Below are 16,284 nucleotides of genomic sequence, written 5' to 3'. Positions count from 1 at the left end.
AGAGTATTTTAAAGGAAGACATAAAAAAACCGGCAGGTTTACCCCACCGGTCTTTGGATTACGCGTTCAACGATTCGCCTTAGCGGGTCAAATCGTCGAAGAATTTCTTCACGCCATCGAAAAAGCTTTTGGAACGCGGGCTGTTTCTTTCACCAGACGGGCCGCCAAAACTCTCATCGAGCTCTTGCAGCAGCTGTCTCTGACGTTCGTTCAGATTAACTGGCGTCTCCACAACGACACGACACAGCAGATCGCCCTGCGCACCGCCACGTACCGATTTCACGCCTTTGCCACGCATACGGAACAGTTTGCCGGTTTGCGTTTCCGCAGGCACTTTCAGCTTCACACGGCCATCCAGTGTCGGAACTTCAATCTCGCCACCTAATGCTGCCATCGCAAAGTTGATCGGCACTTCGCAGTACAGGTTATTTTCTTCACGTTGGAAGATCGGGTGCGCTTTAACCTGCACCTGAACGTACAAATCACCTGACGGCGCGCCGTGTTCGCCCGCTTCACCTTCACCGGACAAACGGATACGGTCACCCGTGTCTACACCCGCCGGAATTTTCACCGACAGCGTTTTGCTCTTCTCTACGCGGCCATGACCGTGACATTTGACGCACGGATCTTTAATGATCTTACCGCGACCATGACAGTGTGGGCACGCCTGTTGCACGGTAAAGAAGCCCTGACGCATCTGAACCTGACCATTACCATGACAGGTTGGACAGGTGATGGGCGAGCTACCCGGCTTCGCACCATTGCCGTGGCAGACATCACACTCTTCCAGCGCAGGAATACGGATCTCTTTGGTGACGCCACGTACCGCTTCTTCCAGCGTCAACTCCATGTTGTAGCGTAAATCGGATCCACGGCTCGCACGCTGGCGACGACCGCCGCCAAAAATGTCCCCGAACACGTCGCCAAAAATATCACCAAAATCGGCACCGCCGCCGCCAAAGCCACCGCCGCCTCCACCCATACCACCTTGCTCAAACGCCGCGTGGCCGTACTGATCGTAGGCGGCGCGTTTTTGCGAATCGATAAGGATCTCGTAGGCTTCTTTGATCTCTTTGAACTTGGCTTCTGCCTCGCTATCACCGGGATTGCGATCCGGGTGGTACTTCATCGCCAGACGCTTGTAGGCTTTCTTTATTTCGCGCTCATCCGCGCTTTTAGCAACGCCCAGGCTTTCGTAATAATCTTGCTTCGCCATTTCTTTTCCTGCCCCTCAACATGCGTGCACGGGCGCAGAGTTTCCTCGACGCCCGTGCTGATTGCCAGCAATAGCCTTGTGGCTGCTACTGCGCCCGCTCAAGGGCGATTACTTTTTATCTTTTACTTCTTCAAACTCAGCATCAACGACATCGTCGTCGCGACGAGCAGAGGCATCATCAGCAGCGCCTTCGGCACCAGGCTGTGGCTGAGACGCTTCCAGCAACTTGCCAGAAACCTGTACCAACGCCTGAATTTTCGCTTCGATTTCTGCTTTGTCTTCGCCTTTCAGCGCGCTTTCCAGCGCTTTCAGGGCATCGTCGATGGCAGTTTTGTCATCAGCGGCCAGTTTATCGCCCACTTCTTCCAGCTGCTTACGCGTGCTGTGCAGCAGGTGATCGCCCTGGTTACGTGCCTGAACCAACTCTTCAAACTTACGGTCAGCTTCAGCATTCGCTTCCGCGTCACGTACCATTTTCTGGATTTCTTCTTCGTTCAGACCAGAAGATGCCTTGATAGTGATTTTCTGCTCGCGACCGCTGTTTTTGTCTTTCGCGGAAACGTGCAGGATACCGTCGGCGTCGATGTCGAAAGTGACTTCGATTTGCGGCATACCGCGCGGTGCGGCCTGAATACCATCCAGGTTAAACTGACCCAGAGATTTGTTATCGTGCGCACGCTTACGCTCACCCTGCAGAACATGAATCGTTACCGCAGACTGGTTGTCTTCCGCCGTTGAGAACACCTGACTGTGTTTAGTCGGGATCGTGGTGTTCTTCGCGATCAGCGCCGTCATCACGCCGCCCATGGTTTCGATACCCAGAGACAGCGGGGTAACGTCCAGCAGCAGAACGTCTTTCACGTCACCAGACAGAACGCCGCCCTGAACCGCAGCACCGATAGCAACGGCTTCATCTGGGTTCACGTCTTTACGCGGCTCTTTACCGAAGAAGTCAGCGACTTTCTTCTGTACCAGCGGCATACGCGTCTGACCACCAACCAGAATCACGTCCTGAATTTCAGAAACGGACAGGCCCGCATCCTGCAACGCCACTTTTAACGGTTCCAGAGAACGGTTAACCAGCTCTTCTACCAGTGATTCCAGTTTCGCACGGGTCACTTTGATGTTCAGGTGCTTAGGACCTGTGGCATCCGCCGTGATGTACGGCAGGTTAACGTCGGTCTGTTGAGCAGAAGACAGCTCGATCTTGGCTTTTTCTGCCGCTTCTTTCAGACGCTGCATTGCCAGCGGGTCATTGCGCAGGTCGAAACCTTGCTCTTTCTTAAATTCATCAACCAGGTAGTTGATCATACGGCTATCGAAGTCTTCACCACCCAGGTGGGTATCACCGTTGGTCGCCAACACTTCAAAAGTTTTTTCGCCATCAACTTCGTCGATTTCGATGATGGAAATATCGAACGTACCGCCGCCCAGGTCGTAAACCGCGATAGTACGGTTGCCAACTTCTTTATCCAGACCGTACGCCAGCGCTGCCGCTGTTGGTTCGTTGATGATACGTTTTACTTCCAGACCCGCGATACGACCGGCATCTTTGGTAGCCTGACGCTGCGCATCGTTGAAGTAAGCCGGTACGGTGATAACCGCTTCGGAGATCGTCTCACCCAGATAGTCTTCCGCCGTTTTCTTCATTTTTTTCAGCACTTCAGCTGAAATCTGCGGCGGAGCCATTTTCTGATCTTTCACTTCCAGCCATGCATCGCCATTATCTGCCGCGATGATTTTGTACGGCATGATGTTGGCATCGCGCTGAACTTCTTCGTCTTTGAAACGACGACCAATCAGACGCTTAATAGCAAACAGGGTATTTTTCGGGTTGGTCACTGCCTGACGTTTAGCCGGTTGGCCAACCAAAGTTTCACCATCTTGCGTATAAGCAATGATTGAAGGCGTGGTGCGATCGCCTTCGCTATTTTCCAGTACTTTTACCTGAGTACCGTCAATAATCGCGACACAAGAGTTGGTTGTACCCAGGTCGATACCAATAATCTTACCCATCTAAACATCTCCACTAAAAAGTCATATTCGGTATGGTGGTTAAACCTACTGTGCGGGCGAAATGTCATTTTTCAACAAGATTTCTCGTTTTCCAACGACACACCCTCGTTTTCATCAGCAGCACACGTTTCACTTTCATGCTAACCACCGATGTAACGGCCCGACACACGCCTTTGCGGCAGGTCAAACTGTTTCGGTTGGAAATAAGATGGGGCCAACATTTCTATCATCAAGGGGGGAAGATGAAAAAAAATGACCTTTATCCCTCGTACGATCAAACTATTCTACCTTCCCCATGTTGTGTCCGTTCCAAACGCCCGATATGATGCCGCGCTCGCCGCAAAAATGGGGACTTTTCCCTACATAATGGCGGGCAATAACACCTAAACGACACCTATCCCAACGTGATTGGCGCATTCGCTAACCTTAATGCCGCGCCCGACGCGAAGGGACTATTAATAATCTGTTATTGCAGAGGATTTATGAGCACGAACACGTTGGCAAATCCTGGTCCATTAGGACTGATGGGCTTCGGGATGACCACTATTCTGTTGAACCTGCACAACGCAGGCTTTTTCCCACTTTCTTCCATCATTCTCAGCATGGGTATTTTCTACGGCGGTATCGCCCAGATTCTGGCTGGTCTGCTGGAATATAAAAAAGGCAATACATTTGGCGTGACCGCATTCACGTCTTATGGCGCATTCTGGCTGACGCTGGTTGCCATTCTTATGCTGCCGAAAATGGGTCTGGCGGAAGCCAGCGATGCCCAGTTCCTTGGCGTCTTCCTTGGCCTGTGGGGCATCTTCACGCTGTTTATGTTCTTCGGTACATTCGGCACCAACCGCGCGCTGCAATTTGTCTTCGGTAGCCTGACCGTGCTGTTTGCTCTGCTGGCCGTAGGTAACTTCACCGGCAACCATGCCCTGCTGACCTTCGCGGGCTATGAAGGCATCATCTGTGGCGCTAGCGCGATTTATCTGGCCATGGCTGAAGTGCTGAACGAGAAGTTTGGCCGCAGCGTCCTGCCAATCGGTTCATGTGGCGCGTCTCACTAAGTTCTGACGCAATACCAGTTCCGATGCGATAAGCGCACCTGTAAGCCGTCGCCGCGCTAAATGCTAACGGGCCCTGTCACCTGACAGGGCCCGTTTGTTTTTGATGACGCGTTCTTGAGAACGATACGTCTTTGATAACGATAATGAACGCTTACACCTCAACAGGCGAACGATCGCGCGCATCGCTGTCGGCCAACGCTCGCGAATCAGCATCCAGATCGCGCTGCAAATAAATCCCCAACAGCAACCCTACTGCGGCTAGCGTCAGGACATAAAATGCTGGCGCCAGCGGCGTCGCCTTCATGATCAGCGTGACAAAGACGGGCGTCAGACCGCCGAAAATGGCATAGGAAACGTTGTAGGAAAAAGAAATCCCGGAGAACCGCACCGCAGCCGGAAACGCCCGCACCATGACATAAGGCACGCCGCCCACGACACCCACGCTGAGCCCCACAATCGCATAGCTGACAAAGAGCAGTGTCGTACTGCTTGCTGCTGAGCTGTAAAAGAACCAGCTACAGGCAGCCAGCGACAGGCTACCCACCATAAACAGCTTGCTGGCGCCAAAGCGGTCGACCAGCAGCCCTGCACCAATGCAGCCCACCATCAGCGCAATCGTTGCCAGACAGTTCGCCTGCAACGCCAACGCGGCAGGAATGCCGTGTACTTTTTGCAGGTAGGTCGGTGCCATCAGAATCACGACGACGATGCACGCAGACAGCAGCCAGGTCAGTAGCATTGAAACCACAACCGCACGTTTATGGTTTAAGACGACAGATTTCAGCGGCAGCTCTTCCGCCAGCTTTTTCTGCGCCTGCATTTCCATAAAAATAGGCGTTTCCTGCAACCAGCGGCGCAAATACATGGCAACAAGGCCGAAGACCCCACCGATGAAGAACGGCAGACGCCAGCCACCGCCCGACATCTGCTCCGGCGTAAGCACAGTATTCAGCAGCGTCGCAATCAGCGAGCCCAGCAGGATCCCCATCGTCAGCCCGGCGGTCAGCGTACCGCAGGCAAACCCGATGCGGGCGCGAGGCACATGCTCCGCAACAAAGACCCACGCACCGGGGACTTCCCCACCGATTGCCGCCCCTTGCAGTACACGCATCAACAGCAGCAGAAGCGGCGCAGCAATGCCAATAGCTTCATAAGTCGGCAGCAGCCCCATTGCCAGCGTCGGTAGCGCCATCAGCAATATACTGAGGCTGAACATTCTTTTACGTCCGCTCTTATCACCGAAGTGGGCCATGATAATGCCCCCAAGCGGGCGAGCCAGATAGCCTGCGGCGAAAATACCGAACGTCTGCACCTGCCGCAGCCATTCAGGAATATCCGGCGGGAAGAAGAGATCGCCAATCACGGCAGCAAAGAAGACGAAAATAATAAAGTCATAAAACTCTAACGCGCCACCCAGCGCAGCCAGAGACAGCGTTTTATAGTCCTGCCGGTTCAACCGGCGAGGATCGGCGTGTTGATCCTGAGTCATAAGATACCGTGTATTGCCAGAGTGAAAAAAAAATTCACCACAGTGTGTAAAGTAGAAATTACTATAACGGCAAAAATTTTATACACCAGCAAAGCTGAATCTTATGTTTCAAATCGCCTAACTTCAGTCTTTTATTTCGCGCACGGCATTTTTAGGGCGAAAAGCTGCTACTACATCCGCATTGGTTTCGATGTAAGGGCCTTCCAGCAGTTGGATACAATACGGTACGCTGGCAAAAATACCGGCCACAATCACCTTGCCATCGGCGTCTTTTAAGCCTTCCAGCGTTTCTTTAATCGACTTGGGCTGCCCTGGCAGGTTGAGAATCAGCGCCTGTTTGCGCAGCACGCCCACCTGACGAGAGAGAATCGCGGTGGGAACGAAGCGCAGGCTGATCTGCCGCATTTGCTCGCCAAACCCCGGCATTTCCCGATCGGCAACGGCCAGCGTAGCATCCGGCGTAACATCACGGCGTGCAGGCCCGGTGCCTCCGGTCGTCAACACCAGATGACAGCCGCGTTCATCAACCAGTTCACACAGCGTTTGTTCAATCATCGGCTGTTCATCAGGCACCAGCCGGGTTTCCACTTCAAAAGGCGTGGTCAGGGCGCTACGGAGCCATGACTCCAGTTCTGGGATGCCTTTATCCTGATAAACCCCGTTGGAAGCGCGGTCAGATACGGAGACCAAACCAATACGTAATACGTTCATAAGCACCTCAGTCTAAATAAAACACCAATTTTATCAGGATATTGAAGGCTTTTAACAAACAATTAGATCTCATGAGGAAATTCACGCGACATCTGTTATTTCACGCCGTGTTCATCACTACACTTGATAATAACTATTAAATAGCGTCTCAAAAAAGCAAAAAAATCACTTGGGTTAGTAATACAGCAGCGCGGTTAAAATTTAAAAATAGCAGACGTATAAAAAAAATCGCTTACCCATTAAGGGCGAATGAAATAAGCCGATAGATTAAAGAGAAAAAGGATGAAATCCGCCACGACAGAACATCACGTAAAATCGAATAATATGATAAAATTAAAGCACTTCTTTAGTATCACAATAAGTAAAAAAGCCCTATCAAGGAAGTCGCCATGAACGATCTTAAATATAAGATATTAAAGCTATTTTCACACCCTACCTCGGCCTTCTTCCTGTTTGGATTTATTTCTTTTTTTATCACTATCTTTCTTACTCATGAAGCAAGCAGAAACGCATGGAAAGTAGAACGGCAAAATCTGGACATCACCATCAAGACATATGAATCCTATAATGCGGGTGGAGAGGTAACAGAGGCTGACATTACTCGAAAAACAGGCTCCTATGTCTCTGCACGGATGAGAACATGGGTATTTAATACGCGCGACGTTCGTAGCGAATGTATTAATCGATTATCGTCATCGGACCTGACATTTAATGATATGGCGATTATCCGTATCTGTCAGAATAAACTGCCATCAATTGGTGAGTATGCAGGCAAAGGCACCCTTACCATCATATTTCCGGTGCTATCGCCCACAGATGAATTATTGGGTATTCGGATTAGAACCACGTCCGCAACACCCCCACCTTCGTTTTTGTATACGCTGACGTCTCTTGGCTCCGCGACGATCATTCTAAGCGTTGTAATACTTTCTGCCATCTTAGGCAGTTTGCTGTCGCTTCTGGCGAAAAAATACCTGATAGAATTGCCTATCATTGCCAGATATGACGACCTCACTGGCTATTTACGGCGAGATGCGTTCTTCCTGGCGGCCAATAAAGCTTTTAGTATCGCCAATCTCACCAAGCGCCCCGTTAGCGTTATTCTGATCGACATCGACTACTTTAAACAGGTGAATGATAGCTTTGGTCATAGCGTCGGTGATGATGCTTTGAAGTTTGTTGCCGACACCTTCAAAAAATCATTTCGCCGCGAAGATATTTTTGGTCGTATTGGCGGCGATGAATTCGCAATCGTTTTACCGAATACCGGAATAGACGATGCGTACACCATCGTGGATAGAGCGAGAGAACGCGTTAGCAATACACCTTGTGAAACCGCTGCAGGGAAAATCAGGCTAACGGTCAGTATTGGTCTGGTTGAATACCATGTCGCTAAAGAAGATCTTATCGAAGTGATGAAGCGTGCCGATGACAATCTTTATACCGCGAAGAAAACCCGTAACGCGACGGCAAAATAGGCTTATCCCACTCTGTGATAACAAATCGCAGACAAAAAAATAGCCGGGAATCCCGGCTATTTTTATTAGCAGAATACTTACAGTAAATCGGCAATCATCTTTTCCAGTTTTTCCTGGTCGATAGCAAATTTACGGATTCCGTCTGCCAGTTTATCAATCGCCATTGGATCCTGGTTGTGCTGCCAGTAGAACTCCGCTTCCGTCATTTTCGCCGGGCGAACTTTCACCTCACCAGCGTAAGACAGCTTGCGAACTACTTCGCCTTCGCTTTCTGACAGCTCTTTCAACAGCGCAGGGGCGATCGTCAAGCGGTCACACCCGGCCAGTTCCAGAATTTCGCCAACGTTACGGAAGCTCGCGCCCATCACGACGGTTTCATAGCCGTGCTCTTTGTAGTAATCATAGATTTCGCTAACGGAAACCACGCCCGGATCTTCGTGTGGTGCGAACTCTTTCTTATCACCATTGGCTTTGTACCAGTCGAGGATACGGCCAACAAACGGTGAAATCAGGAATACGCCCGCTTCAGCACAAGCGCGCGCCTGTGCAAAGGAGAACAGCAGCGTCAGGTTACAGTTGATGCCTTCTTTTTCAAGCTGCTCCGCCGCGCGGATACCCTGCCAGGTTGACGCCAGCTTAATCAGGATACGCTCGTTGCTGATACCCGCGTCGTTGTACAGTTTGATCAGGTGTTTTGCCTTCGCCACGCTGGCTTCGGTGTCATAAGACAAACGTGCATCCACTTCTGTAGAGATGCGGCCTGGGATTAATTTTAAAATTTCGAGACCAATGTTGACCGCCAGTTTGTCCGTAGCATCAACGACCTGCTGTTTGCGATCGCTGCTCTGCTCGCGCGCCCAGGCAATCGCCTCGTCGATCAGCTTGCGGTATTCAGGAATTTGCGCCGCGTTCAGAATCAGTGAAGGGTTGGTGGTCGCATCTTGCGGTTGGTACAGTTTCATTGCCGCAATATCGCCGGTATCAGCTACAACCGTGGTCAATTGGCGTAGGGAAGTCAGTTTATCCGTCATGTTGGCATGTCTCGTTGTTTATACGTGGTGCTCGTGAATGAATCGACTTGTTATCTAATCGGGTGGCCGTCTGTTTTGCGCCGAAATCTGATAATAACACGCGCACTTTCCCGCGCAAGCCAGCTGTTAATCCTGCCCGAACCGCCCATCTCTTACCCGACTGAAATTATTGCACTTGAAAATTGAAGCGTCTTGAAAGATGAAGCTATTATAGCCATCGCCGCTTTCTTATCGGGTTCTTGCTATAGTAGGTGCATCAAAAACCAGACCGACAGGACATGGCGCATGCTTATTACTATTTCACCTGCAAAAACGCTCGACTACACCAGTCCTTTGGCCACGACGCGTTATACGCAGCCGGAACTTCTGGATTATTCCAGTCAGTTGATTGATGTATGTAAAAAACTGACGCCAGCACAGATCGCCTCGCTGATGAGCATCAGCGATAAACTGGCTGACCTGAACGCAGGCCGCTTTAGCGAGTGGCACCCAGATTTCACACCGGAGAACGCACGTCAGGCGCTGCTGGCATTTAAGGGTGACGTCTATACCGGATTGGCCGCAGAAGATTTCAGCGAGGATGACTTCGATTTCGCCCAGCAGCATCTGCGTATGCTGTCAGGCCTGTATGGCGTGTTGCGCCCGCTGGACTTGATGCGGCCGTACCGGCTGGAAATGGGCACCAAGCTGGAAAATAAAGCCGGTAAAGATCTCTACAGCTTCTGGGGCGACATCATTACCGAAAAACTGAATCAGGCGTTGCGCGAGCAAGGTGACGATGTGCTGGTTAATCTGGCATCAGACGAATATTTCAAAGCCGTCAAACCGAAAAAGCTCAATGCCCTCCTGATCAAACCCGTCTTTTTGGATGAAAAAAACGGCAAATTCAAGGTAATCAGTTTCTACGCCAAGAAAGCGCGCGGCCTGATGAGTCGTTTCATTATTCAAAACCGCCTGACCCAACCAGAGCAGTTGAAAGCATTCAATCTGGACGGTTACTTCTTCGAGGCTGCGGACTCTTCGGCTGATGAACTGGTATTTAAGCGCCACGAGCAGTAAGCCGAAAACGTAAAAAGGGCGGAATTTTCCGCCCTTACCTTTCAGTCTTTATCGCTATCCGTTACAACAAAATTACTTCGGCAGCGACATCAGGAATTCACGCAGCTTCGCGAAATCATCCGGGAAGTGGTGCGACAGCAGATCCAGATCGGCACGCTCAGCCAGCGCTTCCGGCAGATCCAGTTCTTTGCCCAGAATGGCTTCTACGCTTTCCTTAAATTTCGCCGGGTGCGCCGTCCCCAGGAACAGGCCGAACTCGCCAGCTTGCAGTTGATCGCGCAGCAAACGATAAGCAATCGCCGCGTGCGGCTCAGAAACATAGCCTAGCGCATCCAGCTCATGCATGGTTTCTTTCGTGGTCTCATCGCTCACCGCGCCAAAGCCCAGCGTTTTCAGCTGCCAGTTTTTACGACGGAACAGCTCTTCCACACGCGGCCAGTTGTTCGGCTGGCTCACGTCCATCGCGTTGGATAAGGTTGCCACCGTTTTATTCGGCTCCCAATTTCCACTGCTCAGAAAACGTGGCACGGTGTCATTGGCGTTGGTCGCTGCGATGAAGCGCTTAATCGGCAGTCCAAGCGATTTTGCCAGCAGACCGGCGGTCAGATCGCCGAAGTTACCGCTCGGCACAGAAACCACCAGTTGATTACGCGCTTCCTGCGGCAGTTGTGCAACGGCTTCAAAGTAGTAGCAAATTTGTGCCAGCAGACGGCTGATATTGATGGAGTTTGCCGAGTTCAGGCCAATTGCCTTTTTCAGTTCTTCATCATCAAATGCCTTTTTCACCAATGCCTGGCAGGCATCAAAATCGCTGTCGACAGCGATGGTGTGAATGTTGCCACCCAGCGTACAGAACAGTTTTTCCTGCAATGGACTGATCTTGCCCTGCGGATACAAAATCACAACGCGGACATTTTCCAGACCGTAGAAGGCATGCGCCACGGCTGCACCAGTGTCGCCAGAGGTCGCCGTCAGAATGGTAATTTTCTCGTCGCCAGACACTTCCGTCAGCATTTGCGCCATAAAGCGGCCGCCGAAATCTTTAAAGGCCAGCGTCGGACCGTGGAACAGTTCCAGTGCGGCGATATCTTCCGCTACCGGTGCAACCGGCGCAGGGAACGCAAATGCTGCTTTTACGCGCTCGAACACGGTTTCAGCCGCAATTTCATCGCCGATATACGCAGACAGAATACGGCTGCTGCGGGTAACGAAATCCAGATCCAGCAGCGCGTCGATTTCGGTGCGCTCAAATTCCGGCAGATCCAGCGGGAAGAACAGCCCTTGCTGGCTACCCAGCCCTTGCTTGATAGCCTGAGCAAAGCTGACCTGCTCGTTATGATCTTTAAGGTTGTACAGTTTCATGCGTTATCCCAGTTGTCGTGCGCCAGTCGTATCAAGACGGCAAATATGAACAAAACCTTCATCGTTCTGCAAATAGTTATCCCGCAGCCAGTCTGCCAGGCGCTGTGCGCTCGTCATGTCGTTGCAAACGGAGAATAACGTCGGGCCAGAGCCGGAAATACCGCAGGCCAGCGCCCCGATATCTTCGGCAGCCTGACGTGCGGCCGCAAAGCCGGGCAGCAGTTTCGTACGATAAGGTTCCGCGATGACATCCTTCATCAGTTTCGCCGCCAGCGCAGCCTGTCCGGTATGGCAAGCGTGAATGAAACCGGCCAGATAACGGCCGTGGCTGATGCAATCCTGACGACGATATTGCGCTGGCAGAATCGCGCGCGCTTCGGCGGTAGAGACTTTAATCCCCGGATACGCCATGACCCACAGCCAGTCATCGAACGATGGTACCGGCTGGCTGATAATGCCGTTTTCTTCCAGCATCAGTTGGACACCGCCGAGGAAACACGGAGCAACATTATCGTAGTGAACGCTGCCGGAAATGCGCCCTTCCAGCTCGCCCATCAGCGTCAGCAAACGGGTATCATCCAGCGGCTTACCGCAAAATTCGTTCATCGCCATCAGTCCGGCGACGACAGAACAGGCGCTGGAACCCAGCCCTGAGCCAATCGGCATATTCTTTTCAAGCGTCATCGCCACCGGCACGGTTTTGCCAATTTCCTGACAGAAAAGCTCCCAACATTGATACACAATGTTTTCTTTCGGGTTGTCCGGCAGTTTGCTAACAAAACGTCCTTCATTACGCAGGCTGAACAGATCGGCAGCCTCAACAGAGACGCAATCTCCCAGCAATGAACCGTCTACCGGCGAAACGGCCGCACCCAGCACATCAAACCCAACGCTGACGTTACCGATTGATGCAGGTGCATACACCTTAACCATAATTATGCTCCCAACTTCCATGACAAGGTGCGCAGCAAATCTGCGAACACACCAGCAGCGGTAACATCGTTACCCGCGCCATAACCGCGCAAGACGAGCGGCAGTGGCTGATAATAACGGCTGTAGAATGCCAGCGCATTCTCACCATCTTTGACTTTAAACAGTGGATCGTTGCCACCAACGGCGCTGATCTTGACCTTACAGCGACCTTCTTCAATGACACCGACATAGCGCAACACTTTACCTTCATCGCGCGCTTGTGCAACACGGCTGGCAAACTCATCGTCTACCGACGGCAGACGCTGCATGAAGCTGGCGACATCGCCGGAGGCATCGAAGCTGGTAGGCAGAACAGATTCCACCTCAATATCGCCCAGCTCCAACTGATAACCCGCTTCACGTGCCAGAATCAGCAGCTTACGCGCCACGTCCATACCGGACAGATCGTCGCGCGGATCGGGTTCGGTATAGCCTTTCTCTTTCGCCTGCGTGGTCGCTGCCGACAGCGACATGCCTTCATCGAGTTTACCGAAAATAAAGGACAGCGAGCCAGAGAGAATACCGGTAAAGCGAATCAGCTCATCACCCGCATTCAGCAGGTTTTGCAGGTTCTCAATCACCGGCAGGCCTGCACCAACGTTCGTGTCATACAGGAAACGGCGGCGGGATTTCGCCGCAGCACTGCGCAGTTGGTGATAATAATTCATCGACCCGGTGTTGGCTTTCTTGTTTGGGGTCACCACGTGGAAACCATCGGCCAGGAAATCCACGTACTGATCGGCCACCGCCTGATTCGACGTACAGTCAACGATAACCGGATTCAGCAGGTGATACTCTTTCACCAAACGAATCAGACGGCCCAGATTGAATGGCTCGCGGGCTTTCGCCAGCTCTTCGCGCCAGTTATCCATCGAAACGCCGTTAATATTGGTCAGCATGGCTTTGGAATTGGCAATCCCACACACACGCAGGTCAATATGCTTGTCTTTCAGCCACGATTGCTGACGGTGAATCTGCTCCAGCAGCGCGCCGCCCACGCCACCGACGCCGATCACAAACACGTCGATCACCTGATCGGTGTTAAACAGCATCTGGTGAGCAACACGTACGCCAGTGGTGGCCACATCATTGTTCACTACAACGGAGATAGAGCGCTCGGAGGAACCCTGTGCGATAGCCACGATATTGATATTGGCCGTCGCCAACGCGGAGAACAGACGCGCAGACAGACCGCGCAGCGTGCGCATGCCATCCCCCACGACAGAGAGGATCGCCAGACGTTCCATCACATCCAGCGGCTCCAGCACGCCTTCTTTCAGTTCCAGATAGAACTCGTCTTCCAGCGTTTTTCTGGCACGCGCCAGTTCGTTTTGTGATACGCAGAAGCTGATGCTGTATTCAGAAGACGACTGCGTGATCAGCACCACCGAAATGCCCGCACGCGACATCGCCGCGAACACGCGCGCCGCCATGCCAACCATGCCTTTCATGCCGGGGCCGGAAACGTTAATCATCGCCATGTTGTTCAGGTTGGTGATGCCTTTTACCGGATACTGCGTATCCGAGCTGTCCATGCCGATGAGCGTACCGGGAGCCTGAGGATTTTCGGTGTTTTTGATAAGGCAGGGAATTTGGAACTGGGCGATAGGAGCGATGGTGCGAGGGTGGAGGACTTTGGCGCCGAAATAGGACAGCTCCATCGCCTCCTGATAGGACATCGATTTCAATAATCGAGCGTCCGGCACCTGACGCGGATCGCAGGTATACACGCCGTCCACATCGGTCCAGATCTCACAGCAGTCTGCACGCAAACACGCGGCCAGCACAGCGGCGGAATAGTCAGAACCATTGCGGCCCAACACCACCAGTTCGCCTTTGTCGTTACCCGCAGTAAAGCCCGCCATCAGGATGACATGATCTTTGGGGATGGCGCTTTCAGCGATACGGCGAGTCGATTCCGTGATATCCACGGTGGATTCGAGATAGTGTCCCTGCGCCAGTAGCTTCTCGACCGGGTTGATGACGGAAACGCCATAACCGCGCGCATGGAAGACCGCTTCCATGATGGCGATAGACAGTTTTTCACCCCGGCAGATAATCGCGGCGTTCACGCTGTCAGGGCACTGACCCAGCAGCGCGATGCCATGCAGAACGTGTTTCAACTGTGCAAATTCCTGATCCACAAATGCTTTCAGGCGGGCATGGTCAAAACCGGGTTGAGACGCTGCAAGGCCTTGCAGCAGCGAAGAAAAGATCGTTTCAGCGTCATTCAAATGAGGCAGGATATCTTGTCCGGCGACGGTTTTTTCAATCATGGCAACCAGATGGTTGGTAATTTTCGCCGGAGCGGACAATATGGTAGCGACCTGTCCCTGGCGCGCGTTGTTTTCGATGATGTCGGCAACGCGCGCAAAACGCTCCGCATTTGCTACTGAAGTCCCGCCAAATTTCAACACTCGCATTTTTATCTTTTCTCCTGAATTTCTGCCAACCAAACGCCGAAAGCGTTTTTTGTATGCCGCTTTCAGGCGGCGCTGAGGATAACCTGCCGTAAAAAAAAAGCCCGCACTGTTCGGTGCGGGCTTTTTCTGGAATCTTTATATGCGTCAGCCCGCACCGTTACTGGTTGTATCGGTGATGGTAATAATCGTGGTGATCAGGCTGATAGTGCGCATGCTAAAATCGAATCTCATTAGAAGTAGAGTTATCTGCCCTATTAGTTAGGCCAATCGCCCTTTGAAGTCAACGGATTTCTTTTTTTTCTTCTCGCAGAACAAAAAATGTCTACCGCTAAACCCACTGCCGAAACGAGAATATTCCAGACGAACCATTGCTAAAATCCGCGTTTCAAGATGTTCGACTGCCAAGAAAGCCATTCTTGCTATCTTATTTCGCCAACCCTTTTTCAATGTCGTGTAGCAATCGATGGAGCATTGCCGTATCGCGCTGCTCTAAACGCCCCAGTCGCTGATGCAACCAGTCTCGCAATTTTTCATCATCCTCAACCGCCAAATTCACCAGTAGTCGATCCAAACGATCGTGCAACGCCGACAATTGTCCCGCCACAGCGGGCTGCACCGCTTCCGATTTGACGTCCATCAGTTCAGCCAGTTGGTAACAGTACACCATCACCGCCTGACCAAGATTCAGTGAAGGGTAATCCGCTTTCATCGGCACGCCGGTCAACACATCCGCCAGTTCGAGCTCTTCATTCGTCAGGCCAACATCTTCCCGACCAAACACCAGCGCCGCAGAAGCCATCCATTGCACCTTCTCCTGCAATACACCAGTCAATTCGGTTGGTGTGCAGTAATAGCGATACTTAGCTCGGCTACGTGCGGTGGTCGCGACCGTAAAGTCGACATCTGCCAATGCGTCAGCCAGCGTGGAAAATACCTGTACATTATCCAGAATATCTCCCGAACCGTGCGCTACCCAACGGGCCGCTGGCTCTTGGTACACCGTGCTACCGACAATACGCAAGCTACTGAATCCCATCGTTTTCATCGCACGGGCTGCTGCCCCTACGTTCTCTGCCCGAGCGGGCTCAACCAAAATAATATGAAACTGCATAAACTCCTCAGTATGGGTTACGTACGTTCTGCCACTGCCTCCACTCACCGTTAAATAAAACAGCGGCATCATCAACCGCTATTCACTGATAACGGTTGATTAATCAGTACTATTGGTTGATCACTGCGATGTGTTGATCGTTACCGTGAGCAATTAACAATAAACCAACAAAATTTCCGGTATCAATTCGGCCTTCGGTAGGAAACATCGGTGAGTCCAAAAATGGGCAGGAAGAGAAAACCCTAGGGAAAGTAAGGTAAATTATTTTATTTCAATAAGTTATAAAAACACTACCGTATGTGTAGCGCCAATTATGATTATTAGCATTTACTATGCTAAATCGTTCATAAAAAGTGCT

13 protein-coding genes and 1 other annotated feature are annotated in these 16,284 nt (G+C 51.7%); of the genes, 3 read left to right on the top strand and 10 right to left on the bottom strand.

Features of this window, described 5'->3' with window-relative positions; translation table 11 throughout:
- Window positions 1-79: 79 nt before the first annotated feature.
- Together dnaJ and dnaK are read right to left on the bottom strand one after the other, a co-directional pair.
- Entirely contained in the window at window positions 80-1,216 is a 1,137-nt protein-coding gene (gene dnaJ, locus I2D83_RS03510; protein WP_180776753.1) for a molecular chaperone DnaJ, read from the bottom strand.
- 108 nt (window positions 1,217-1,324) lie between these two features.
- Window positions 1,325-3,232 carry a molecular chaperone DnaK gene (gene dnaK, locus I2D83_RS03505; RefSeq protein WP_015841789.1) on the bottom strand — a complete coding sequence of 636 codons (1,908 nt, stop codon included), beginning with the start codon at window positions 3,230-3,232 and terminating at the stop codon, window positions 1,325-1,327.
- A 482-nt stretch (window positions 3,233-3,714) separates the two neighbouring features.
- On the opposite strand from dnaK, the gene satP reads away from it, so the two are divergent.
- A complete protein-coding gene (gene satP / locus I2D83_RS03500; RefSeq protein WP_015841790.1) occupies window positions 3,715-4,290 on the top strand; it encodes an acetate uptake transporter in 576 nt (191 codons plus the stop codon).
- A 151-nt stretch (window positions 4,291-4,441) separates the two neighbouring features.
- On the opposite strand, the gene I2D83_RS03495 is transcribed toward satP, so the two are convergent.
- Together I2D83_RS03495 and mog are read right to left on the bottom strand one after the other, a co-directional pair.
- Entirely contained in the window at window positions 4,442-5,779 is a 1,338-nt protein-coding gene (locus tag I2D83_RS03495) for an MFS transporter (protein WP_181829357.1), read from the bottom strand.
- A 123-nt stretch (window positions 5,780-5,902) separates the two neighbouring features.
- Complete coding sequence (gene mog / locus I2D83_RS03490; protein ID WP_180776751.1) at window positions 5,903-6,490, bottom strand: molybdopterin adenylyltransferase; 588 nt, start codon at window positions 6,488-6,490, stop codon at window positions 5,903-5,905.
- 389 nt (window positions 6,491-6,879) lie between these two features.
- Here mog and I2D83_RS03485 point away from each other — a divergent pair, with 389 nt between their 5' ends.
- Window positions 6,880-7,968, top strand: coding sequence for a GGDEF domain-containing protein (locus I2D83_RS03485; protein WP_181847223.1), 1,089 nt, complete (start codon window positions 6,880-6,882; stop codon window positions 7,966-7,968).
- A 77-nt stretch (window positions 7,969-8,045) separates the two neighbouring features.
- On the opposite strand, the gene tal is transcribed toward I2D83_RS03485, so the two are convergent.
- Window positions 8,046-8,999 carry a transaldolase gene (gene tal, locus I2D83_RS03480; protein ID WP_015841794.1) on the bottom strand — a complete coding sequence of 318 codons (954 nt, stop codon included), beginning with the start codon at window positions 8,997-8,999 and terminating at the stop codon, window positions 8,046-8,048.
- 285 nt (window positions 9,000-9,284) lie between these two features.
- On the opposite strand from tal, the gene yaaA reads away from it, so the two are divergent.
- Window positions 9,285-10,058, top strand: a complete 774-nt coding sequence (yaaA, locus tag I2D83_RS03475; RefSeq protein ID WP_205947548.1) for a peroxide stress protein YaaA — start codon at window positions 9,285-9,287, stop codon at window positions 10,056-10,058.
- Window positions 10,059-10,130: 72 nt separating this feature from the next.
- Here the strand turns inward: yaaA and thrC are convergent, their stop codons facing one another.
- The 5 genes from thrC to I2D83_RS03450 form a co-directional block, all read right to left on the bottom strand.
- Window positions 10,131-11,420, bottom strand: coding sequence for a threonine synthase (gene thrC, locus I2D83_RS03470; protein WP_180776748.1), 1,290 nt, complete (start codon window positions 11,418-11,420; stop codon window positions 10,131-10,133).
- A 3-nt stretch (window positions 11,421-11,423) separates the two neighbouring features.
- Window positions 11,424-12,353, bottom strand: coding sequence for a homoserine kinase (gene thrB, locus I2D83_RS03465; protein ID WP_015841797.1), 930 nt, complete (start codon window positions 12,351-12,353; stop codon window positions 11,424-11,426).
- A gap of 2 nt (window positions 12,354-12,355) precedes the next feature.
- Window positions 12,356-14,815, bottom strand: coding sequence for a bifunctional aspartate kinase/homoserine dehydrogenase I (thrA, locus tag I2D83_RS03460; protein WP_205947547.1), 2,460 nt, complete (start codon window positions 14,813-14,815; stop codon window positions 12,356-12,358).
- Window positions 14,816-14,905: 90 nt separating this feature from the next.
- Window positions 14,906-15,021, bottom strand: a sequence feature (Thr leader region).
- A complete protein-coding gene (gene thrL / locus I2D83_RS22560) occupies window positions 14,960-15,028 on the bottom strand; it encodes a thr operon leader peptide (protein ID WP_014916714.1) in 69 nt (22 codons plus the stop codon). Its footprint overlaps the feature before it by 62 nt.
- 211 nt (window positions 15,029-15,239) lie before the next feature.
- On the bottom strand, window positions 15,240-15,926 hold the full coding sequence (locus I2D83_RS03450; protein ID WP_181829365.1) for a tRNA/rRNA methyltransferase: 687 nt from the start codon (window positions 15,924-15,926) through the stop codon (window positions 15,240-15,242).
- Between the last annotated feature and the right edge of the window lie 358 nt (window positions 15,927-16,284).

It is taken from the genome of Pectobacterium aroidearum, assembly GCF_015689195.1.
Classification (GTDB): Bacteria; Pseudomonadota; Gammaproteobacteria; order Enterobacterales; family Enterobacteriaceae; genus Pectobacterium; species Pectobacterium aroidearum.
The sequence above is the reverse complement of the archived record's forward strand: the minus strand, read 5'-3'. Positions and strand labels throughout refer to the sequence as shown.